The 20817-nt window shown below is 56.2% G+C and carries 24 protein-coding genes and 1 tRNA gene; 11 read left to right on the top strand and 14 right to left on the bottom strand.

What is annotated here, in order from left to right; genetic code table 11:
* Positions 1 to 256 precede the first annotated feature (256 nt).
* Positions 257 to 496: a type II toxin-antitoxin system CcdA family antitoxin gene (locus EI185_RS09805; protein ID WP_124704968.1), complete on the top strand. Its 240-nt coding sequence runs from the start codon at positions 257 to 259 to the stop codon at positions 494 to 496.
* A gap of 5 nt (positions 497 to 501) precedes the next feature.
* Positions 502 to 819 (top strand): CcdB family protein, encoded by a 318-nt coding sequence (locus EI185_RS09800; protein WP_124704967.1) that lies wholly within the window; start codon positions 502 to 504, stop codon positions 817 to 819.
* Between the two features lie 100 nt (positions 820 to 919).
* Here the strand turns inward: EI185_RS09800 and EI185_RS09795 are convergent.
* The 10 genes from EI185_RS09795 to EI185_RS09750 form a co-directional block, all read right to left on the bottom strand.
* A tRNA-Lys gene (locus tag EI185_RS09795) sits at positions 920 to 995 on the bottom strand.
* A gap of 42 nt (positions 996 to 1037) precedes the next feature.
* Positions 1038 to 3164 carry a nitric oxide reductase activation protein NorD gene (locus EI185_RS09790; RefSeq protein WP_124704966.1) on the bottom strand — a complete coding sequence of 709 codons (2127 nt, stop codon included), beginning with the start codon at positions 3162 to 3164 and terminating at the stop codon, positions 1038 to 1040.
* A gap of 9 nt (positions 3165 to 3173) precedes the next feature.
* On the bottom strand, positions 3174 to 3986 hold the full coding sequence (locus EI185_RS09785; protein ID WP_124704965.1) for a CbbQ/NirQ/NorQ/GpvN family protein: 813 nt from the start codon (positions 3984 to 3986) through the stop codon (positions 3174 to 3176).
* A gap of 7 nt (positions 3987 to 3993) precedes the next feature.
* Entirely contained in the window at positions 3994 to 4908 is a 915-nt protein-coding gene (locus tag EI185_RS09780; protein ID WP_124704964.1) for a YkgJ family cysteine cluster protein, read from the bottom strand.
* Positions 4909 to 5136: 228 nt separating this feature from the next.
* Entirely contained in the window at positions 5137 to 7158 is a 2022-nt protein-coding gene (gene aprA / locus EI185_RS09775; protein WP_124704963.1) for an adenylyl-sulfate reductase subunit alpha, read from the bottom strand.
* Between the two features lie 81 nt (positions 7159 to 7239).
* Positions 7240 to 7707, bottom strand: a complete 468-nt coding sequence (gene aprB, locus EI185_RS09770; RefSeq protein WP_124704962.1) for an adenylyl-sulfate reductase subunit beta — start codon at positions 7705 to 7707, stop codon at positions 7240 to 7242.
* A 171-nt stretch (positions 7708 to 7878) separates the two neighbouring features.
* On the bottom strand, positions 7879 to 9096 hold the full coding sequence (gene sat / locus EI185_RS09765; RefSeq protein WP_124704961.1) for a sulfate adenylyltransferase: 1218 nt from the start codon (positions 9094 to 9096) through the stop codon (positions 7879 to 7881).
* A gap of 175 nt (positions 9097 to 9271) precedes the next feature.
* Positions 9272 to 9685 carry a hypothetical protein gene (locus EI185_RS09760; RefSeq protein ID WP_124704960.1) on the bottom strand — a complete coding sequence of 138 codons (414 nt, stop codon included), beginning with the start codon at positions 9683 to 9685 and terminating at the stop codon, positions 9272 to 9274.
* Positions 9686 to 9764: 79 nt separating this feature from the next.
* Complete coding sequence (locus EI185_RS09755; RefSeq protein ID WP_124704959.1) at positions 9765 to 10028, bottom strand: hypothetical protein; 264 nt, start codon at positions 10026 to 10028, stop codon at positions 9765 to 9767.
* The gene (locus tag EI185_RS09750; RefSeq protein WP_124704958.1) at positions 10028 to 10732 is read right to left on the bottom strand and encodes a type 1 glutamine amidotransferase; all 705 of its coding nucleotides are present in this window, start codon (positions 10730 to 10732) and stop codon (positions 10028 to 10030) included. The genes EI185_RS09755 and EI185_RS09750 overlap by 1 nt, the downstream gene beginning before the upstream one ends.
* Positions 10733 to 10809: 77 nt before the next feature.
* On the opposite strand from EI185_RS09750, the gene EI185_RS09745 reads away from it, so the two are divergent.
* Entirely contained in the window at positions 10810 to 11394 is a 585-nt protein-coding gene (locus EI185_RS09745; protein WP_223247773.1) for a retropepsin-like aspartic protease family protein, read from the top strand.
* Positions 11395 to 11517: 123 nt separating this feature from the next.
* Positions 11518 to 12411 carry a tetratricopeptide repeat protein gene (locus EI185_RS09740; RefSeq protein ID WP_189836363.1) on the top strand — a complete coding sequence of 298 codons (894 nt, stop codon included), beginning with the start codon at positions 11518 to 11520 and terminating at the stop codon, positions 12409 to 12411.
* A 71-nt stretch (positions 12412 to 12482) separates the two neighbouring features.
* Here the strand turns inward: EI185_RS09740 and folE2 are convergent, their stop codons facing one another.
* The 4 genes from folE2 to EI185_RS09720 all read right to left on the bottom strand — a co-directional run bounded on the left by folE2 (position 12483) and on the right by EI185_RS09720 (position 16354).
* Positions 12483 to 13316, bottom strand: coding sequence for a GTP cyclohydrolase FolE2 (gene folE2 / locus EI185_RS09735; protein ID WP_124704956.1), 834 nt, complete (start codon positions 13314 to 13316; stop codon positions 12483 to 12485).
* 62 nt (positions 13317 to 13378) lie between these two features.
* Positions 13379 to 15232: a 1-deoxy-D-xylulose-5-phosphate synthase gene (gene dxs, locus EI185_RS09730; protein ID WP_124704955.1), complete on the bottom strand. Its 1854-nt coding sequence runs from the start codon at positions 15230 to 15232 to the stop codon at positions 13379 to 13381.
* The gene (locus EI185_RS09725) at positions 15229 to 16119 is read right to left on the bottom strand and encodes a polyprenyl synthetase family protein (protein ID WP_124705154.1); all 891 of its coding nucleotides are present in this window, start codon (positions 16117 to 16119) and stop codon (positions 15229 to 15231) included. Before EI185_RS09725 ends, dxs begins: the two co-directional genes overlap by 4 nt.
* Positions 16109 to 16354: an exodeoxyribonuclease VII small subunit gene (locus tag EI185_RS09720; RefSeq protein ID WP_124704954.1), complete on the bottom strand. Its 246-nt coding sequence runs from the start codon at positions 16352 to 16354 to the stop codon at positions 16109 to 16111. Before EI185_RS09720 ends, EI185_RS09725 begins: the two co-directional genes overlap by 11 nt.
* A 172-nt stretch (positions 16355 to 16526) precedes the next feature.
* Here EI185_RS09720 and EI185_RS09715 point away from each other — a divergent pair, with 172 nt between their 5' ends.
* The 7 genes from EI185_RS09715 to rplI all read left to right on the top strand — a co-directional run bounded on the left by EI185_RS09715 (position 16527) and on the right by rplI (position 20682).
* Positions 16527 to 17636, top strand: a complete 1110-nt coding sequence (locus EI185_RS09715; RefSeq protein WP_124704953.1) for an aromatic ring-hydroxylating oxygenase subunit alpha — start codon at positions 16527 to 16529, stop codon at positions 17634 to 17636.
* Entirely contained in the window at positions 17633 to 18484 is an 852-nt protein-coding gene (locus EI185_RS09710; protein ID WP_306308278.1) for a DMT family transporter, read from the top strand. Before EI185_RS09715 ends, EI185_RS09710 begins: the two co-directional genes overlap by 4 nt.
* Positions 18485 to 18735: 251 nt before the next feature.
* A complete protein-coding gene (locus EI185_RS09705; RefSeq protein ID WP_124704952.1) occupies positions 18736 to 19080 on the top strand; it encodes a SpoIIAA family protein in 345 nt (114 codons plus the stop codon).
* Positions 19081 to 19245: 165 nt separating this feature from the next.
* Positions 19246 to 19638: a 30S ribosomal protein S6 gene (rpsF, locus tag EI185_RS09700; RefSeq protein ID WP_124704951.1), complete on the top strand. Its 393-nt coding sequence runs from the start codon at positions 19246 to 19248 to the stop codon at positions 19636 to 19638.
* 4 nt (positions 19639 to 19642) lie between these two features.
* The gene (gene priB / locus EI185_RS09695; RefSeq protein WP_223247772.1) at positions 19643 to 19939 is read left to right on the top strand and encodes a primosomal replication protein N; all 297 of its coding nucleotides are present in this window, start codon (positions 19643 to 19645) and stop codon (positions 19937 to 19939) included.
* A 13-nt stretch (positions 19940 to 19952) separates the two neighbouring features.
* Positions 19953 to 20222, top strand: a complete 270-nt coding sequence (rpsR, locus tag EI185_RS09690) for a 30S ribosomal protein S18 (protein WP_124704950.1) — start codon at positions 19953 to 19955, stop codon at positions 20220 to 20222.
* A gap of 10 nt (positions 20223 to 20232) precedes the next feature.
* On the top strand, positions 20233 to 20682 hold the full coding sequence (gene rplI, locus EI185_RS09685; RefSeq protein ID WP_124704949.1) for a 50S ribosomal protein L9: 450 nt from the start codon (positions 20233 to 20235) through the stop codon (positions 20680 to 20682).
* The last annotated feature ends 135 nt before the right edge of the window (positions 20683 to 20817 follow it).

Below are 20817 nucleotides of genomic sequence, written 5' to 3'. Positions count from 1 at the left end.
GTGGGCGTTGCTGGCAGGCTGCTAAATGCACAAAAATAGTTTTGTTTATTAAGTGCTTAATCTATTTTGATGGCGCATTAATTTTTTATTTCAGGCGTGCGCATGGTCATGGATTGTGATCGGCGCAGTGATGATCCAAGGCGGAAAGTGACGTTTTGCGGCAGGTGGCGGTAGGGTGATGGCGAAGACGTATGTCACCATGTAATGTATTATTATATTATGCGCATGATTATCCAGTGTAAAAGGAGTCCATGTCATGTTGTCCACGGTTCATTCCGCCAAAAAAGCGACCAACATCACGCTTTCCGCCGATGTGTTGTCTGAAGCCAAGGCTTTGAAGATCAATATTTCGCAGGCGTGCGACCAATATTTGCGCGAGTTGGTGCGCGCTGAACGCGAACGCCGCTGGCAGCATGATCATGCCGATTTTGTTACTGCTTATAATCAGACGGTAGATGCTGAAGGTTTGCCGCTGGATCAGTGGCGGACGTTTTAGCCTGTATGGCGCGTTTTGATGTGTACCGCAACACGGGCGCGCATGCTGATGTAACGCCGTATCTGTTGGATGTGCAAAGCGATTTGTTGCAAGGGCTGCAGACGCGAATTGTCGTGCCGCTGCGCAGACGCGATCGTTTTCCTGATGTTAGCTTGCCGACCAATCTTACGCCGACGTTCGAGATAGAGGGGATCGAATGTATCCTGGAAATACCCAAGCTCGCGGCTGTGCCGCTGTGCTTGCTGAAAACACGCGTCACCACGTTGGCGGCCAGCCAGTTTGAAATCACGGCAGCACTGGATTTCCTGTTTCAGGGGTTTTGATGAGATAAAAACGGCAGTCGCGAGATTTGGTTCAATCCGCAGAGACACCTACTGACATAAAGCAAAAAGGCCACGTTTTCACGTGGCCTTTTTGCTGTTTTGGTGGGTCGGGCGGGGGTCGAACCCGCGACAAACGGATTAAAAGTCCGCTGCTCTACCGGCTGAGCTACCGACCCGGCAAGCCCGCCATTATACGGTATTAGGCTGCTCCGTCAACATCAGGTCGTGAGTTTGCGGTAGATGTCGGCTGCTTTGAGCGGTAATTTTTTTACATCGTCGATTTCGATGTAATTGGCCGCACCATACATGTGCGGCAGATAGGCTTTGGCTTCGCGGTCGATGGTGATGCAGAACGGGTGGATGCCAGCGCGGCGCGCTTCGATCAGCGCCTGGCGCGTGTCTTCGATGCCGTACTGGCCGCGGTAGACGTCGAAATAATCGTCGGGCTTGCCGTCGGAAAGGGTAATCAGCAGCTTGGTGCGGGCTTCGACCTCGATCAGCAGTTTGGATAGATGGCGGATGGCGACGCCCATGCGCGTGTATTCCTGGGGGGCGATGCCGGCGATGCGCGCCTTGACTGCCGGCGTGTAGGGTTCGTCGAAGCTTTTGACGCGGAAGATTTCGCAGCGCTTGCGGGTGATGCCGGAAAACCCGTAAATCGCGTAGCGGTCGCCCAGCACTTCCAGCGCCTCGGCCAGCAATACCAGGGCTTCGCGCTCGGCGTCGTTGATCCAGCCTTTGGTCGAGCCGCTCATGTCCACCATGAACATGACGGCGATATTGCGCTCGGAGCGGTGCATGCGGGTGAACAGGCGGTCGCTCATTTCGCTGCCGTCGCGGGCGTCGGCCAAGGCTTCCACCAGCGCGTCGATGTCCACCTCGTCGCCTTGCACCTGGCGTTTCTCCACGCGGTTTTCGTCGCGCATGGCTTCGAAGGTCTTGCGCAGGTGCTTGACCAGGCCGCCGTAGCGGGCGAGGACTTCCGCCACATAGCCGGGCTCACCGGGACGCACGTCCTTTTCGCGCAGTACGCACCAGTTCTTGCGGTAGTGCTTGCGGCCGCAATCCCATTCCGGATAGAGGTGTGCGCCTTCTTCGTGGTAGGTGCCCTGCCAGACGGCATCGGGATCGCGTTCCTCGTCCTGGTAGAGCTTGGGGTCGTATTCGCCGTCGCCCGCCGGGGTGAGGTATTCGGGCGGGATGTCGCCGAGGTCGAGCTTGATCGAGGTGATCAGCTGGCGCACGTCTTCGGGCGGTACGACAGGCATGTCGTTGAGGGTGATTTCAAACTGGTCGATGTTGGGGGTGTTGCCTTCTTCGGGTTCCTTGAGGCTGAACACGGGTGGTTTCTTCTCTTCCTCGCCTTGCCGAGGCGGGTGCAGGTCGTCGACGAGTTCCGCCAGTTTGACGCGCAGCAGCATTTTTTCGCGTTCCAGCCGTGCGGCTAGTGTGCTGGCTACGGCATCCGGGCGCAGCTCGCCCTGGTAGCACACTGGTGTGGGTGCCGGGTGCGGGTAGGCGGATTGCAGGCAGCTCAGGGTGTCGGAGACGCCAGCATCGGGCGACGCCAGTTCATGCGCAAAACTGTCCCAGCCGGCGGGCAGGGCGGTTTGGCCGAGTGCCTGCCGCAGCGCCAGCATGTCGCGGTAGAGCCCGGGCAGTTCACGCGCCAGGCAGGCGTCAAGGCGCAGGGTTTCCAGTGCAAAAAAACAATTGAGCGCATGCGCCTGGTCGGGATAATCGGCCAGTGCGTCGTGCAGGTTGACGCGAAAGCTGCCATAGCGCGTTTGTGCCCACTGGAATGCGACCATGGCTTTGGCCAGGCGGAAGTTGTCCTCCACCGTTTCCATCCACGCGATGACGGTGGGCAGGTACAGGGTTTCGCTGTCGGTGAAAGGCGCGTCCGCCTGTTCCAGCTTCAGTTTGCGACCGGACAGGCCGCGTATAAAAGTGAACAGGATGCCGCTGATATCTTCGAACACGGTACCGGAGGTGCGGATTTCACTGGTATGGACGAATTGTTCGACGTTGCGGATAACCAGCAGCGCATCGCGCAGGCCGGTGCGGTCGTAGGTGTCCATCGCGGTGAGCGCCCAGGTTTCCAGGACGCGCTGGTCGAGCTGGTCGAGCAGCGGCACGGCGCGTCCGGCGAACTGGTAGGCGATTTCGATATTGGTGGTGCTGATGCGCTTGACCCAGTCCAGCAGATAGTCCTGCTGAGCCCGCGGTAAGGGATGAATGGCGGCGATCAGTTCATCCAGACGCAGGAAGGAGAACTCAGCCTCAAGCGTTTGTTCGAGGAAAGTTTCAATTGCTTCGGCGGTTAACGGCGGGTGCTGAACCATCAAAGGGGATCAGAACAGCGACGAGGACAGTTCCTGTACCGCCGCCAGCATTTCCGCGTCATCGGTAATCGCCTGGGCAATTGCACATTGGCAGGCGGTGACTGGCGGGACACCTTTGGCGATGAGCTTGCCGGCATGGATCAGCAGCCGCGTGCTGGCACCTTCTTCCAGGCCGCTGCCTTTGAGGTTGCGCGTCATCTGGGCGAATTTGACCAGACGCTCGGCCAGCGCCGCATCCACGCCGCTCTCGGCGGCGACGATCTTGGCTTCCAGGCTGGCGCTGGGGTAGTCGAATTCCAGCGCCACGAAGCGCTGGCGGGTGCTCTGCTTCAAGTCCTTGAGCACGCTCTGGTAACCGGGGTTGTAGGAAATGGCCAGACAGAAATCCGCGTTGGCTTCGATAATGACGCCGAGCTTTTCCATCGGCAGCGCGCGGCGGTCGTCGGCCAGCGGATGGATCACCACCATCGTGTCCTTGCGCGCTTCGACGATTTCGTCCAGGTAGCAGATCGCGCCGGCGCGCACTGCCCGCGCCAGTGGCCCGTCCATCCACACCGTCTCGCCGCCCTTGACCAGGTAGCGCCCGACCAGGTCGGACGCGGTGAGGTCGTCATGGCAGGAGACGGTAATCAGCGGACGCTTCAGGCGCCACGCCATATACTCCATAAAGCGCGTCTTGCCGCAGCCGGTTGGGCCTTTCAGCAACACCGGCAGGCGGTTGGCGTAGGCGGCTTCGAAAATGCTGATTTCGCTGCCGACCGCTTCGTAATACGGCTCGCGCTCGATGAAGTTGGATTCCGGGTTGAGGGTGCGGGCGTTCACGGCGGTCTCAGTCTTTGATTTCGTATTTGTCGTTGGGATCGCCGTGCCGGATCGCTTCGGCCGGAATTTTGGCGGTGATTTCATCCATGATCGCTTCACGCTCGGTCTTGCGTGACAGGCGCTTGTCGTAGGCGTCTGCTTTCAGCGCAATGCTGGGCTCGTTGAACATGACCTGGCGCAGCAGGCGGAAACCGAATTGCATCAGTTCCGGTTCGGAACCGAGTATCTGGCTCATTTCAGTGTCGCTGAGGTCGTAAACTTCGCGGAACGAAGGGTGCTCGACGAACTGGCGGAAACGGTCCAGGTCGTAGCAGGCCATGAAGAACAGTTGCAGGCTGCGGTCCGTGGGTTTGCCGATGGTGGGTCCGGCGGATTTTTTCTTCAGGATGAGCTGGCGCCAGCCGCGCCCGAGTTCGTCGTATATCTCGACGCCCTGTTCCTTGCGATAGTCGTTGACGGTGATGCTGCGCGGTTCGTTGTGGCCGAGGCAGTGCGTCTCCTGCACCATGGCGTAGGAGGTACGGTCGGTGGTTTCGTCCTGGCGGCGCATGGACAGCAGCGCGACCGGGTAGTAGCGGCATGAGGTAGGACGATCTTCGTAGACGCTGCAACCTTCCGGACGCATGAACTGGCAGGCGGTGCCTTCATCGACCGGTTTCAGCTTGATGCCGGCAATGCCGCCGGGCTCGAGTTCGTATGGAACGGTATATTTGACCAGGAAATCACCGGAACTCATGTTGAGGTGGTTTTTCAAGCGCAGTACGTCGTATGGCGTGAGGCTGATGTCGATGTTGCTGCAGCATGCATTCCAGCACTTGATGCCTTTGCGACACTGGAACTGGATGGTTTTGTCGCCTTCTACCAGTTGTGGCACAACCGGGCTTTGCGGGAAGGGGAAATCATTGATGTCAGGTTGTTGCATGATGGGCCTCGTTGCATAAACGGTGATTCAGTAGCTACGGAGACACGGCGTTTACGGAGAAGAATACGAAGGAATGGTGATTCCCGTATGGTCTGCCCTCAGTGAACTCCATGGCCAAAAAGCTTTTAAGTGTGCATCAGGTTTCCAAAGCAGTCGGTATTCCAACTGCTTTGGAAACAAAAAACCGGGCACCGTGGTGCCCGGTTCAATTTTACTGCGATACCGGCATTAATGCGCGGCAGGTTTGAACAGCTTGGATTTGTCCACCAGATCCACGTGGGCACGCTTGAACACCGTCCATTTCTTGGAGTTCTTGTCATACACGGAGTTGACGAAACAATGCCAGTTTTCTTCGTCCACAAAGTTTTTGTCCATACGGTAGTAGAAGCCCGGATAACGGGACTCTTCACGGAACTGGATATGCTTCATGTGGGCTTCCGCCGTCAGGATACGGTGGTAGTTTTCCCAGGCGCGCAGCAGTTCGTGCAGGTCTTTTGCACGCATCTTCATGGCGTCTTCTTTCAGCATTTCCAGTTTCTCTTCCGCCACGGCCAGCATGTGAGCGTTGGTCTGGTAGTAGGTCGCAACACCGGCTACGTACTCGTCCATGATTTTTTGCAGACGGAACTGCAGCATCTTGGGCGTGATGTAGTGCGGGTTGATGTCGATTGCGGTGGTGTAGTCCTTGAACTCAAGGTAGGTCTTGACCGGCTGATAGATGTCCGCGACCAGTTGCTCGGGCGAGGTGTCCAGCTCGGGTTTCCAGTCCTTGTTGTCAATGCAGTACTTGACCATGGCCTTGGCGCACATGCGGCCTTCGGCATGCGAACCGGAGGAGAACTTGTGGCCGGATGCGCCCACGCCGTCGCCAGCGGTGAACAGACCCTTGACCGTGGTCATGGAGCGATAGCCCCAGTTCCACCCTTTTGGCAGGTAGCCCGGGATTTTGTCTGCTTCGGCGTGTTCTTCCGAGGTGGGGGCGCCGAGATCCTCGGGACCGGATACCCAGATACCGCAGCAACCTGAGTGTGAACCCAACAGGTAGGGCTCGGTAGGCATCAGTTCGGAGTTCTTCTTCTCCGGTTCGATGTTTTCACCGACCCATACGCCGCATTGCCCCACGCACATATCGAGGAAGTCTTCCCAGGCTTCGGCCTCCAGGTGCTTCACTTCACGTGGAGACAGGGTCTCACGCAGTTTGGCCAGAGCTGTTACCGTATCCATGTAAATCGGACCGCGGCCTTCGCGCATTTCCTTCAGCATCAGGTGGTTACGCAGGCAAGAAGCGGGCACGGCTGCTTGTCCGTAGGGAGGGTAGTCGTTCAGCAGTTCCTTGTTTTTCACCATGTACACTTCGCCAATGGCGTTGGTGGCCTGGGCTTTGAACAGCAGGAACCAGGCGCCCACCGGGCCGTAGCCGTCCTTGAAGCGGGCGGGCACGAAGCGGTTTTCCATCATGGTCAACTCGGCGCCTGCTTCTGCAGCCATCGAGTAGGTCGAACCGGCGTTCCATACCGGGTACCAGGCACGGCCCTGACCTTCGCCTACGGAGCGCGGACGGAACAGGTTAACGCAGCCACCAGCCGCCAGCAGGATGGCCTTGGCCTTGTATACGACCACCTTGTGATCGCGCGTGGAGAAGCCGACAGCACCGGCGATGCGCGAAGGATCGTTCTTGTCGTTGACCAGCTTGACGATGAAAATACGCTCTTCGATACGGTCCATGCCGAGCGCTTTTTTAGCGGCTTCGGCAACAATCCACTTGTAGGATTCGCCGTTGATCATGATCTGCCATTTGCCGGAGCGCACTGGCTTGCCGCCATCTTTCAATGCAGGCATGCCTTTGGAGCCGTCATGGCGTTCGCCGTTTTCGTCGGTTTTCCAGATTGGCAGGCCCCATTCTTCGAACAGGTGCACGGATTCATCGACGTGACGACCCAGGTCATAGGACAGGTCGTCGCGGGTGATACCCATCAGGTCGTTGGATACCATGCGGGCGTAATCGGCCGGATCCTGCTCGGTGCCGATATAAGTATTGATTGCGGACAGTCCCTGTGCCACGGCACCGGAACGATCCATGGCGGCTTTGTCCACCAGTTTGATTTTCAGGTCGATGCCGGTTTCAGCCTTGGCGGCGTCTGCCCAACGCATGACTTCGTAAGCGGCACCGCAACAGGCCATACCACCACCAATGAAGAGGATGTCTACTTCCTCTTGAACTACTTCGGGATTACCAAATTCTCCAGCCATTATCTAATCTCCTAGCTTGCAGTTCAGCGTGGCGCACAGGCCCGCTCCCTCCTGCAATATGTGTTGGGTTAACTTCTCAGCTTACTTGCGGATCAACTCGGCAGGATTACCGGCGCGATAGCCACCCGAAGCGGTGAAGAATCCTGATTTGGTAATGTTTTCCAGCTTGGCTGTTTCTTTGCCGCCGTAGCAGTCAATCGAGCCTTCCGGAGTCGTGCGGATCGGGAATTTGAAGCGTTTGAGCGTGCCATTGCGGAATTTGATGGTCCACATGATGGAATCGGAGCCGCGCAATGGCTGCACCGAACCGCCCAGCGGGACAATGTCGGCATAGTGGCGCACTTCAATTGCGTTTTGTGGGCAGATTTTCACGCAGGAATAGCATTCCCAGCACTGCTCAGGTTCCTGGTTGAACGCCTTCATGGCGTGACCGGTTTCGGAACCGTCTTTGTCCAGCTTCATCAGGTCGTGCGGGCAGATGTACATACAAGCGGTTTTATCTTGACCCTTGCAGCCATCGCACTTGTCAGTACGAACATAGGTAGGCATGTCTTAGTCTCCATTACGTTAAAAACACCGCGTAAGTCGCGGCCCTTTGAGACGCTGAACCAGCCTTGGCCGGGGCGAATGCTGGGCTGTCCAGCTTCTTCCGCTTCCGGGAGGCTCAGAGCTTCAAATTCTGTAAATCCAGCCGCAATCAATGAATGCGACTTCGTAGCATCAAGCTGCCGAGTGGCCTTTCAATTCAACTTTGACGTTTTGCTCCTTGCTCAGGCCGGCGTAGTATTTTTGTAACACCTTCGCCACTTCCGGGCGGCTGAATTCCACCGGCAAATCCTGGCCTTCGGACAGCATCGAACGCACTTTGGTGCCGGACAGCAGGATGCGATCATCTTTACCATGCGGACAGGTGCGCTGCGACGCCATGCCACCGCATTTTTTGCACCAGAAGGTCCAGTCGATGTTCATGTTGGTGGTTTCGAGCGAGCCGGCAGGGATTTCGTCGAAAATTTTCTGTGCATCGAACGGACCATAGTAGTCGCCCACACCGGCGTGGTCGCGACCGACGATCAAATGCGAGCAGCCGTAATTCTGGCGGAACAGAGCGTGCAGCAGCGCCTCGCGCGGACCGGCATAACGCATGTCGAGCGGGTAGCCGGCCTGAATGACGGTGTTGGGTGCAAAATAATTTTCAACCAGGGTGCTGATGGCTTCGGAACGTACCTCGGCAGGGATGTCGCCAGGTTTGAGCGCGCCCAGCAGTGAGTGGATCAGTACGCCGTCCATGGTTTCTATGGCAATCTTGGCCAGATATTCGTGCGAGCGATGCATCGGGTTGCGCGTCTGGAATGCAGCCACCCGGCTCCAGCCAGCCTTCTCGAACGCAGCGCGGGTTTCGGCAGGCGTCATGAACTGGTCGCCGTATTCCTCCTTGAAACCGCCTGTGGACAATACTTTAACCGGTCCGGCGAGGTTAACCGGCCCTTGCTCCATGACCATTTTGACGCCGGGGTGCTCGAGATCGGTGGTTTTGTACACCATCATGCACTCGTGTGCCTTGTCGATGGTGTATTTTTCGGTGATCTTCATGGTGCCCATGATTTCGCCGCTCACACCATCCACCAGCGCTATCTCCGAACCTTCCTTGACGCCTTGTGCACTGATTTCATCGGTAGAAAGCGTAACGGGTATCGGCCAGAACAGACCATTGGCCATTTTGTAGCCATCACATACACCCTGCCAGTCGGCATGGGTCATGAAACCGTCCAGTGGGGTAAAGCCACCAATACCCAGCATAATCAGATCACCGGTTTCACGCGACGACATGCGTACCTTGGGCAGACTTTGTGCGCGTGCGAGTTCGGCGTCATGTGCAGCGCCGGTAAGCAGTAATGGCTTGAGTTCACCACCACCGTGGGGTTTCACGAGTTTGGACATGTTTTGTTTCCTCATCCGGGTAGTATTATTAGTGCTGGCTAGCATAGCACTAAGGCTAGGCTGCCCTAATCCAAGTTTCTTATTCCAAAATAAGATTTTTCGATTCTTGGCAATACTGAATAAAAAAGCCCGGCATGCTTAGCCGGGCTTTTTTATTCAAAAATTTTCTTTTCGTTCAGGCGTCAAAAAACATCGGCATGTCGGATTGCTCGACTTCGATCTTTTCTATCCAGCAAGGCTGGCTGGCTCCGCCGGCGGCAGCAAGTTTTTTGGTTTCTTCGAATAGCATGCGCCAGCGGTTGAACAGGCAGTCGCTTATCTTGTGCATGCCGTTGTCGAAGTAGGAGTTATGCAGATCGCCGATGGTGCGTGTAAAGGACTCCATCTGTTCCAGCTGGTTATGCGGATAACCGGTACGGCCAGTGTCGACATATTTCAACAGTTCGCGCTTGAGCGCTTTCAGGAACACTTTCTGGCCATCAGTCAGCTCGGCTTCAGTACGGGTTACGCCGCTGTGATTGAATACTTCATGCATATACTCACGCAGGCGTTTGCCGAAATTGAACTGGCTGTAATTCACCGTTTCCATTTTTCATTCTCCGTTAAATAAAGTGCAACCTTTGTAAGGTGTTTTTATGGTGTAATCGTGTGCCTGTTTGTAGTCTTTGTCAAAGTAGTTCTATTTCCAGAAATTCGGGATGCAGCAGGGTTTTGTCGGAGTTGAGTACGGGAATGACCACTACCTGTTGCACCTCGCGCCGAGCACGTCCGTGCACGTCACTCTGGATGGCGGTACTGACTGCAAAGCTTTGCGCAACCAGTGACGGGCCGTCCTCCAGCACTTCCACTATTTCATAATCCAGGTCGCGCCACCGCAGACGCAGGCCGATCATGCCCTGCAGTTGCGTCAGACTGATCGGAAGTAGTTCCATTATTGCGCCAGTCCTTTGATCCAGCGCCCATATAGCCGGTCAGCTACCTGGTTGAGTGCGCTGAGTTGGTCCTCCATATTGGCTTGCATGATTTCCGGGGTCTGTACCGCGGGGCTTTCGCTGGTTGCGATTTCATCGGCCCAGCTATTGCACCAGGAGCGGATCATGGTCGGTGTCATCTCGATATGGCATTGCATGGCCAGATGCTTGCCGATGACATAAGCCTGGTTTTCACAATGTGCACTGCTCATGATATGGGTGGCAGTGTCAGGCAGAGAGAATGTCTCGCCATGCCAGTGAAACCCTTCGAACTGTGTCAGCCCATCCAGCCAGGCACGGGCAGCATCATTGTCGGTTGCGCAAATTTGACCCCAGCCGATTTCCTTGACCGGATTGCGTTTGACCACGCCGCCAAGCGCTTTGGATATCAGTTGCCCACCCAGGCAATGGCCCAACACAGGTACGTCAGCGGCCACTGCGGAACGAATAAGCTGCAGGATGGGCGGAATCCAGGGCAGCGGATCGTTCACGCTCATCGGCCCGCCCATGAACACCAGTCCTGCATGGGTTGTCGGGTCGTCCGGGATCGGTTGGCCTTCATCCACTTTGATGATTTCCCATGGAATGTCATGGTTATTCAGAAAAGTGGCAAAATAGCCGGGACCCTCAGACGGGGTATGGCGAAAAATAGCAACGGTTTTCATGATTCAACTCAGGGGCGGCGATGAATAGAATGAAATTGTATTGTATGGCAATTGTTGCGCTTTTGTTGAGCGCAAATGTGACAGCAACCCAGATCAACGTGAGCGGGCTGTTCAAGGACAGGGTCATGGTGATAGTCAATGGCGGCAAACCGCGTGTCCTGGCTGCGGGGGAGTCGGAGCAGGGGGTGAAGTTGCTGTCTGCTGATGCGCAGTCCGCTACGTTCGAAGTGGATGGGAAACGCCGCGTTTTGAGCATGGGGCAATCTTATGCGGGCAGTGGCGGAGGTGCCAAGCCTATTGTCAGCCTGAATGCAGATGGGCGCGGACACTTTTTTACTACCGGTACCATCAACGGTCACAGTGTCGATTTTATGGTGGATACGGGTGCCAGCTCAGTCGCTCTCAGCTCTCGGGAGGCTGATCGAATGGGGGTGAATTACCGTAGCGGGCAGCGTACTCTGGTGAGCACAGCCAATGGCACGGCGGTAGCGTATCGGGTGTTGCTCAACAATGTGCGCATCGGCGGGATCAGTCTCAATATGGTGCCGGCGATGGTGCTGGAAGGAGACGGCATGTCGGTTGCGCTGCTGGGGATGAGTTTTCTCAATCAGCTCGACATGAAGCGTGAAGGTACGATCATGACGCTCACCCAGCGTTATTAATTCACACTATCCCTTGTCGCATGATAGGGGCGAATGCGCAGATTCCTTGCCAACCCTTTGCGCGAGTGCCGGTACAATTTAAAATCAACAATTAATTTGAATCAATTCCGTGAAACGCACAACATGAAAAGAATGCATAAAAAAATCGCAGTATTGGCCGTTCTGGCGCTGGGGATGCTGTCTCCATCCATTAGCCAGGCGATGACCCCGGAAGAAACCGTGATGCTGTCCAATGCGGCCGAACGCGGCAACGATGGTGCGCAACTATTATTGGCGTTCGAATACCTGCACGGTGATGCGGCGCGTGCAAAGGATGAAAAGCAGGCTGCGTACTGGTTTGAACGTGCTGCGATACAGGGCAACGTGGCCGCGCAGAAAATGCTGGGCGATCTGTATGAGCAGGGGCGCGGCGTGCCGGAAAATCTCAAGGTCAGCGCGGACTGGCGCACCAAGGCGGCGCTGCGTGGTAACACCGACGCGCAGGTGAGCCTGGGCAAAATGTATCTGGCCGGCGCCGGTGTGGAGAAGAGCCCGGAAAAAGCTGAATATTGGCTACAGCGCGCAGCGATAGAAGGTAACAGCGAAGCGCAGTTTCTATTGGGGAAAATGTACAAACTGCGCGATTCCAATACGCGCGAACAGGCATTGTCGGGCAATATGCTGGCCAAATCTGCGTCCCAGGGTTTTGGGTCCGCTGCCGAGTTTCTGCAATTTATGGAAAACGCCCGTTACAAGGTATCGGAATTATTTCACCAACACCCTGCGGACATTCACAAACTGGCGCAAGACGGCGATGCAGAGAGTCAATACCGGTTGGCGACACGCTATGAAAGCGGTCATGGCGAACCTCAGGATAGTGCCAAGGCGCTGTACTGGTTTAAAAAAGCCGCCGACAATGGCCATGTCATGGCGATGAAAAGCCTCGCGCATATTTATGCCAAGGGGCTCGACGGGGTTGTTGCCGACCCGCGCATAGCGGAATATTGGGCAAATCGTGCGCAATCCGCGCAACCATGATGGGTGTACCTGCCGGACCTCGGCTGTACAACCGTTCTTGACCTGGCCGAGCCAAATTGGCAGAACAAAATCTATGCGGTTCCTTCTGAACTGATTTGGGTCGGGTGCGTCTTGTCATTTTCGATCAGGGCGTAGGCCGAATGGTTATGGATGGACTCGAAATTTTCCGATTCCACCACATAAGCGTCTATTTTAGTTTCTTTTTCCAATGCAGCCGCAACGTCGCGCACCATGTCTTCGACAAACTTGGGATTGTCATAAGCACGTTCGGTGACGTATTTTTCATCGGGACGCTTGAGCAGGCCGTATAGCTCGCATGACGCCTGATCTTCCACCATGCGCACGATGTCCTCGATCCACAGGAAGCCGTTGGTGCGCGCGCTGACGGTGACGTGAGAGCGCTGATTGTGCGCACCGTAGTCGGAGATTTTTTTCGAGCAGGGGCACAGGCTGGTAACCGGCACCACGATCTTGGTGGTGTGGGTATAGCGCCCATTTTCGATGGCGCCGATGAAGGTGACATCGTAGTCCATCAGGCTTTGCACGCCGGATACCGGCGCGGCCTTGTTGATGAAGTAGGGGAAATTCATCTCGATGTAGCCGGATTCTGCTTCCAGGCGTTCGACCATCTGGCGCATCATGGACTCGAAATTTTCCACCGAGATTTCGCGTTCGCGTGTGTTCAGTATTTCGACAAAGCGCGACATGTGCGTGCCTTTGAAATTGTGCGGCAGATAGACGTACATATTGAAGCTGGCCACGGTGTGCTGCACGCCGCCGCTTTTATCGGCGACCCTGACCGGGTGGCGGATGGATTTGATGCCGACTTTATTGATGGCAAGCTGGCGCGTATCCGCATAGTTCTGCACATCGGGCATGGCGGCGACTCCACAGCAGTCGTTCATGATGTTTTTTCCTTCGTGAGCTGATTTAGACAAAGTATAAACCAGCCTAATAGTTGAGTAAACTACTCGGGTAAGTGCTGGTGCACCATAGCTTCAATACCGTCTGCATCCAGCCCGCAGTTTTTCAGCATGGTGGCATGGTCGCCATGATCGATGAAGATGTCGGGCAAGCCCATCTGTACTACTCGTGTGGGCAACCCCAGGCGCAGCAAGCATTCGATCACTGCGCTACCGGCGCCGCCCATCACCGCATTTTCTTCCAGTGTGACCAGCAGTTCGTGAGTTTGTGCCAATTGATGCAGCAGTTCTTCGTCCAGCGGTTTAACAAAGCGCATATCGGCGACGCTGGCGTCGAGCCTGGTCGCGGCAGCCAGTGCGGGGGCGACCATGCTGCCGAACGCCAGCAAAGCAACGCGCCGGCCTGTGCGACGCAAGATGCCCTTGCCGACCGGTAATGCATGCATGGTAGCCTCGATTGCGGCACCCGGCCCGGTGCCGCGCGGGTAACGTACGGCAGCGGGACCATCCAGTGTCATTGCAGTGTAGAGCATCTGGCGGCACTCATTTTCATCAGAGGGCGTCATCAGCGTCAGATTGGGGATGCAGCGCAGGTAGCTCAAGTCGAAACTGCCGGCGTGGGTGGGGCCATCCGCGCCCACCAGCCCGGCGCGGTCTATCGCCAGTACCACCGGCAGTTTCTGCAGAGCGATGTCGTGGATCAACTGGTCATAGGCGCGCTGCAAAAAGGTGGAGTAGATCGCCACGACCGGCTTGTAGCCGTCGCAGGCCAGGCCAGCGGCGAAAGTCAGTGCGTGTTGCTCGGCAATGCCGACGTCAAAGTAACGATCAGGGTATTCCTCGGAGAAGCGTACCAGCCCGGATCCCTCGCGCATGGCAGGGGTAATGCCGATCAGGCGCGGTTCGGTCGCTGCCATGTCGCATAACCAGTCGCCGAATACCTGGGTGTAGGTTGGTTTTGCAGCGATTTTTTCCACTATGCCGGTGTCAGGTTCAAACCGGCTCACACCGTGGTACAGGCAGGGATTATCCTCGGCCGGCGCATAGCCTTTACCCTTGCGGGTGACAATGTGCAGAAATTGCGGGCCACGCAGGCGACGGATGTTGGTGAGCGTATCCACCAATACGTCGAGGTCGTGACCGTCTATCGGACCAATGTAGTTGAAGCCGAATTCCTCGAACAGGGTACCCGGGGTGACCATACCCTTGACGTGTTCCTCGGTGCGGCGTGCCAGTTCCAGCATGGGCGGAACCTTGCCCAGCACTTTTTCCCCGGCGCGGCGCGCCGCGGCGTAAAAGCGCCCGGACATGAGCCTGGCCAGATAATTGTTGAGCGCGCCGACGTTGGGCGAGATCGACATGTCATTGTCGTTCAATATGACTAACAGATTGGCGTCGATATCGCCCGCATTGTTGAGTGCCTCGAATGCCATGCCGGCAGTCATTGCGCCGTCGCCGATAATGGCTACCGAACGGTGTTCCAGTCCAGCCAGTTTGGCCGCTACCGCCATCCCCAGCGCCGCAGAAATCGAGGTGCTGGAGTGACCGGTGCCAAAGGTATCATATGGGCTCTCGTCACGTTTGGGGAAGCCGGCAATGCCACCGGCTTTGCGCAGCCCGGCCATGGCTTCGCGGCGGCCTGTGATTATCTTGTGCGGGTAGCTCTGGTGGCCGACGTCCCACACCAGCCGGTCATCCGGCGTATTGAACACATAGTGCAGGGCGATGGTGAGTTCCACCGCGCCCAGGTTGGAGGCGAGATGACCACCGGTTTGCGCGACGCTGTGCAGAATGAAGGCGCGCAGTTCTGCGGCCAGAGTTTCCAGTTGTTCCCGGTTCAGCTTGCGCAGGTCGGCAGGTAAAGCAACGCTGTCCAGCAGCGGATAAGTGGAAGTCAAAATTGTCTCTGCACAATGAAATCGGCCAACTCGCGCAGGCGTTGTGCCGAATCGAACCCAGCCAGCGCGTCCAGGGCATCGCTGTGCAATTCGGCGGCGAACGCCTTGGCGCGCGCACTGCCCATCAGCGTTACATAAGTGGGTTTGTTGTTTTCGGCATCCTTGCCGGCAGTTTTGCCCAGCGTGGCAGTGGGCGCTTCCGCGTCGAGGATATCGTCCACAACCTGGAACGCAAGGCCGACGCATTTGGCGTAATGATCAAGTTTGGCCAATGCAGTGTCGTCCAATGCGCTGCCGCAGTAGGTGCCCAGCAGTACAGACGCGCGAATCAGGGCGCCGGTCTTGTGGATATGCATGAATTCCAGCTCGGGAAGTGTGAGCGTCTGCCCCACGCTGACCAGATCGATTGCCTGGCCGCCGGCCATGCCACGCGATCCGGCCGCAAGGGCCAGCAGTTTCACCATTTCCAGTTGGCGTTCAGGGGTATCCGACAATGTGTGTGCAGAGATCAGCTCGAACGCCAGGCTGTGCAGGCTATCACCTACCAGCAGCGCCGTGGCTTCACCGTATTCGACATGGCAGGTAGGCTTGCCGCGGCGCAACATGTCGTTGTCCATGCACGGCAAGTCGTCGTGTACCAGTGAATAGGCGTGGATCAGTTCGACTGCACTCGCTGCGATTTCCACTCTCGCTGGATCGGCACCCACCACTTCGCCAGCAGCAAACGCCAGTAGTGGACGCACACGCTTGCCGCCTTCCAGCGCAGCATAGCGCATCGCTGCGTGCAGAGTTTGCGGGGTGTGTTGAGGGTCAGGCAGCAGGCGTTCCAGCACGGTCTCGATGCGCGCCTGCAGGTTACCAGACCAGGCAAGAAAATCAGGATTCATCATTGCTGTCCGGGGTGGTGAATGGTTTCAACACGCCGTTTTCCAGTACCTGCACCTGTTGTTGCGCGGCAGCGAGCGCCTGCTGGCAGAATTGCAGCAATTCGGCACCGCGTTGATAGGCGGCCAGTGATTGCTGCAAAGGCAACTGGCCGGATTCCATGTCGGCGACGATGCGCTCTAACTCCGCCATCGCGGTTTCAAAGCTCTGAGGCTGGGCTGGGGGCTTGCGTGTCATTGCAGTGGAGAATAGGCAAAGGCGGAAATCTTACCGAATTATTGCGCTCAAAGCTATTTTTGGCGATAATTCCGCTCTTTGTTTTCATTTGCGTTACAGGGGCTTAAGCGGCGCTCAGTCAGCTTGATTATCCGTGTCCATGGACTTCGTCCAGGGTATTCCGAATTTAAATATGACCGATTTGGCTGTCAGCGCTGCGTTGACCAACACCTCTCCCCAGCTACCAATCAGCTGGTATTTCGATGCCCAGGTTTACGCACTTGAGCAAAAGTACCTGTTCGCCTGCGCGCCGGGTTATGTCGGCCATGCACTGATGGTGCCCAATGTGGGTGACTATCAGGTACTGGAAACGAGGCACAATGCCTCCATGCTGGTGCATAACGCAAACGGTGTGGAAATGGTTTCCAATATTTGCCGTCACCGCCAGGCCATGATGTATGAGGGACGGGGCCACAGCAAAAACATCGTTTGCCCGCTGCACCGCTGGACCTATGACATGGAAGGCCGTCTGCTCGGCGCGCCGCATTTCCCTGGCAATCCCTGTCTTAATCTGGGCAAGACGCCCCTGCAAAACTGGAACGGCCTGCTGTTCAATGGCCAGCGTGATGTGGCGCGCGATTTGGCCAGGCTGGGCGTGCTGCAGGACCTGGATTTTGACGGCTATATGCTCGACCGCGTGATGGTCGAGGAGTACGACTTTAACTGGAAGACTTTCATCGAAGTTTATCTTGAGGATTACCACGTCGAGCCTTTCCACCCAGGCCTGGGCAATTTCGTCACTTGCGCCGATCTCAAATGGGAATATGGCGACTGGTATAGCGTACAGACTGTTGGCGTAGCACGCGGTCTGGGCAAGCCGGGCACACCCGTGTATCAAAAATGGCAGGAGCAGGTGCTGCAATACAATGCTGGCCAGACCCCTCGCCAGGGGGCGATCTGGTTGACCTACTATCCCAACATCATGGTGGAGTGGTACCCGCATGTGCTGGTTATCAGCACGATTATCCCTACCGGTATCGAATCCTGCCGCAATGTGGTGGAGTTTTATTATCCTGAAGATATTGTCCTGTTCGAACGTGAATTCGTGGAGGCCGAACAGGCCGCTTATAACGAAACCGCACTCGAAGACGATGAAATTTGCCGCCGTATGCACCAGGGACGCCGTGAACTTTACCGCCAGGGGCGCGAAGAGGCGGGACCATATCAATCTCCCATGGAAGACGGCATGGTGCATTTTCATGAATTCATTCGGCGCGAGATTGCACCGCATCTGAGCGAGTGAAATCCGCCTGGATGCTGGTGGCGGGTTTGCTGTTCGCCATCATGGGCGTGCTGGTCAAACTTGCTTCGGACCAGTTTTCCAGTGCCGAACTGGTGTTTTACCGGTCCCTGTTTGGCCTGGTGATGATTTACTGGGTGATCCGCCGCCGTCATCCACATCTCGCGCGGCCATTCTCCACCCAACATTTGCGAGCTCACCTGGTGCGCAGTATTTCAGGCTTTGTCGCACTACTCCTGTTTTTCCACGCGATAGATGTGTTGCCGTTGGCAACGGCTGTAACGCTCAACTACACATCACCCCTGTTTCTGGCGCTATTGCTCACCCTGTGGCAGGGTGAAAAACCGCACTGGCCCCTGGTGGCGGGCGTGACGCTGGGGTTTTGCGGGGTGGTGTTGCTGTTGCGCCCAAGTCTTGAGAGTGCGCAATTGAGCGCCGGCCTGATGGGATTGGCGTCGGGTTTCCTTGCGGGCGTGGCATATTTGAATCTGCGTGTTTTGAGCCGTATGGGTGAACCGGACTGGCGTACGGTATTTTATTTTACGCTGGTGTCCACGCTGGGCGCTGGCGCATGGGCGGCCTGGAATGGCTGGCACGCGGTCAATGCACACGCAGCTTTGTTGTTGCTCGGCCTGGGAATGTCCGCCACGCTGGCGCAACTTGCTTTGACGCGCGCATATCGTCTGGGCAATGCCTTGGTAGTGGGCAGTCTCGCCTATAGCACAGTAATTTTTGCCAGCTTGTTTGGCATGCTGATATGGCATGAAATTTTACCGCTGCAGGCATGGCTTGGTATGGGGCTTATTGTGATCAGCGGGCTGGTGAGTGTGCGTACAGTTGGGGCGAAATAAATCCGGAGTGCACAGTTTTGATGCGTAACAGTCATAATGAAATTTCACTAACACCAGGTTATTTAACAATAAATTACTTGGCATCGGATTTGCTTAATACTAATCGGAGCATGTGTTTACGAGTTAATGCATGTTTCATCTTCATCCTCCATGCGGTATTTCGGGCGTCTTCGGACGCCCGCTTTTTTTGCCTGTCACACACAACTCCCTTATAGTTGTTCTCAGCTACCCACAACAATACCGGGAATTCCATGATCAATATCTCTATCAGCGGCAATACTGTTCGCGCGGCCGTAATGGGCGAATTCACCTTGGCGGATTACCGCGAATTTGAACAGACCATCCTGTATGGCGTGAAGCTCGAAGGGCGAGTAAATCTATTGCTGGATTTGCGCGATATGCTCAAATTCACTGTGGATGTGGCGTGGGAAGAAATTAGTTTTGGTCGCGCACATGCGGCTGATTTTGCCCGTGTTGCGGTCGTGGCCCAAAGCCAGTGGATGATCTGGAGCGCGTGGGTCACGCGCCTGTTCGTGGAGGCGCAGATTCAGGTTTTCGAGGATTTGGAGGGGGCGGAGAACTGGCTGGCAGAATAAAGTTTGCCTCCAAGTTACTTGCGTACTTGCGCTGGTAACTATTAACGCCAGTATGGGGTTGATGCACCGAATGCCATTGAAAAGTGCATGAATAACCAGTACAATGCGCGGTTTCCCTTGCCCCACCGCCAACGCACGGGGGGCTTTAACCCAGAAGGAGTTTGCATGCGTCATTATGAAATCGTATTTATCGTGCACCCGGATCAGAGCGAGCAAGTGCCTGCAATGATCGAGCGCTATCGTGGCCAGATTGCAGCGCGCAATGGTCTGGTTCATCGTCTGGAAGACTGGGGCCGTCGTCAGATGGCTTATCCGATTCAGAAAGTCCACAAAGCCCACTATGTGTTGATGAACATCGAGTGCGACCAGGAAACCCTGGACGAGCTTGAGCATGGCTTCAAGTTCAATGACGCGGTGTTGCGTCAATTGACAGTGCGGATGGATGAGGCAGTCACAGCGCCATCGCCAATGATGAAGGAAGAGAAATCGCGCTCCCTGACCCAGCCGCCGGTTGAAGCCAAGCCAGAGCAAGCCGCTCCGGAAGCATCGGCTGCCTGAGTGCTTGGAAACCAACCGGCTGACGCTGACCGGCGTTGTTGCTGAACCCGAAGCGCTGCGTTATACCCCGGCCGGGGTACCCTTGGTGAGCCTGCATATCCGCCATGAATCGCAGCAGATGGAAGCAGGTGTAGTGCGCCGGGTAAATGTAGAGATGGCGGCGGTGGCAATCGGGGAAATAGCGCAAGGTATCAGTGCTCTACCCGGCGGCAGCCACATCAGTGTGGAAGGTTTCCTGGCCCGAAAGAGTCCGCAGAGTAATCAGATCGTGCTGCATATTTGCAGCTTAAAAACAGTTTAGATAGGAGTGCATCATGCCTCGTCCAACCAATAGCAAAAACACCAAGCGCCGGGAAGGTTCCCGCCAGCTGTTCAAACGTCGCAAGTTCTGCCGCTTTACCGTTGAAGGTATCAAGTGGGTTGACTACAAAGACGTGGAAATCCTGAAAGATTTTGTCGCTGAAAACGGCAAGATCATCCCGGCCCGTATTACCGGGACCAAGACCCGGTATCAGCGTCAGCTATCCACTGCCATCAAGCGCGCCCGCTTCCTTGCGCTGATGCCTTACACCGACCTGCATTAAGGAGACCGCCATGCAAATTATTCTGATGGAAAAAGTGGTCAACCTGGGTACCCTGGGCGATGTGGTCAAGGTCAAGGATGGTTACGCGCGTAATTTTCTGATCCCGCAAGGCAAAGCCAAGCGCGCCACCAGCGCCAATCTCAAGCACTTCGAAGAAAAACGCGCCGAGCTGGAAAAAGCTCATGCGGCCACATTGGCTGCGGCTCAGGCCCGTGCCGAGAAACTGGCTGGTTTCTTGCTGCAGATTTCGCAGAAGGCCGGTATGGATGGCCGCTTGTTCGGCTCCGTAACCAATGCGGACATTGCTGACGCGCTCAATGCGCAGGGCTTCGAAGTGGCCAAGGCTGAAGTGCGCATGCCGACCGGCCCGCTCAAGGCCATCGGTGATTTTCCCATCAGCGTCGCGATGCATGCCGACGTGGTGGCTGAGATTACCGTTTCGGTGCTGGGCGAACACTAAGCCGGTTTCATAACCGCATGAAAAGGGGCTGAGTACAGCCCCTTTTTTTATTGGTGCGCCCGGCAGGGCGCACTTACTTGGAGGTGAAAGACCTCTACTCGCCCGGCAAGGGGAAGAGTTAGCTGAACGGCAAGG

The organism is Sulfuriferula multivorans (assembly GCF_003851125.1).
GTDB classification, from domain to species: Bacteria; Pseudomonadota; Gammaproteobacteria; order Burkholderiales; family Sulfuriferulaceae; genus Sulfuriferula; species Sulfuriferula multivorans.
This window is presented reverse-complemented; position numbering and strand designations above follow the sequence as displayed.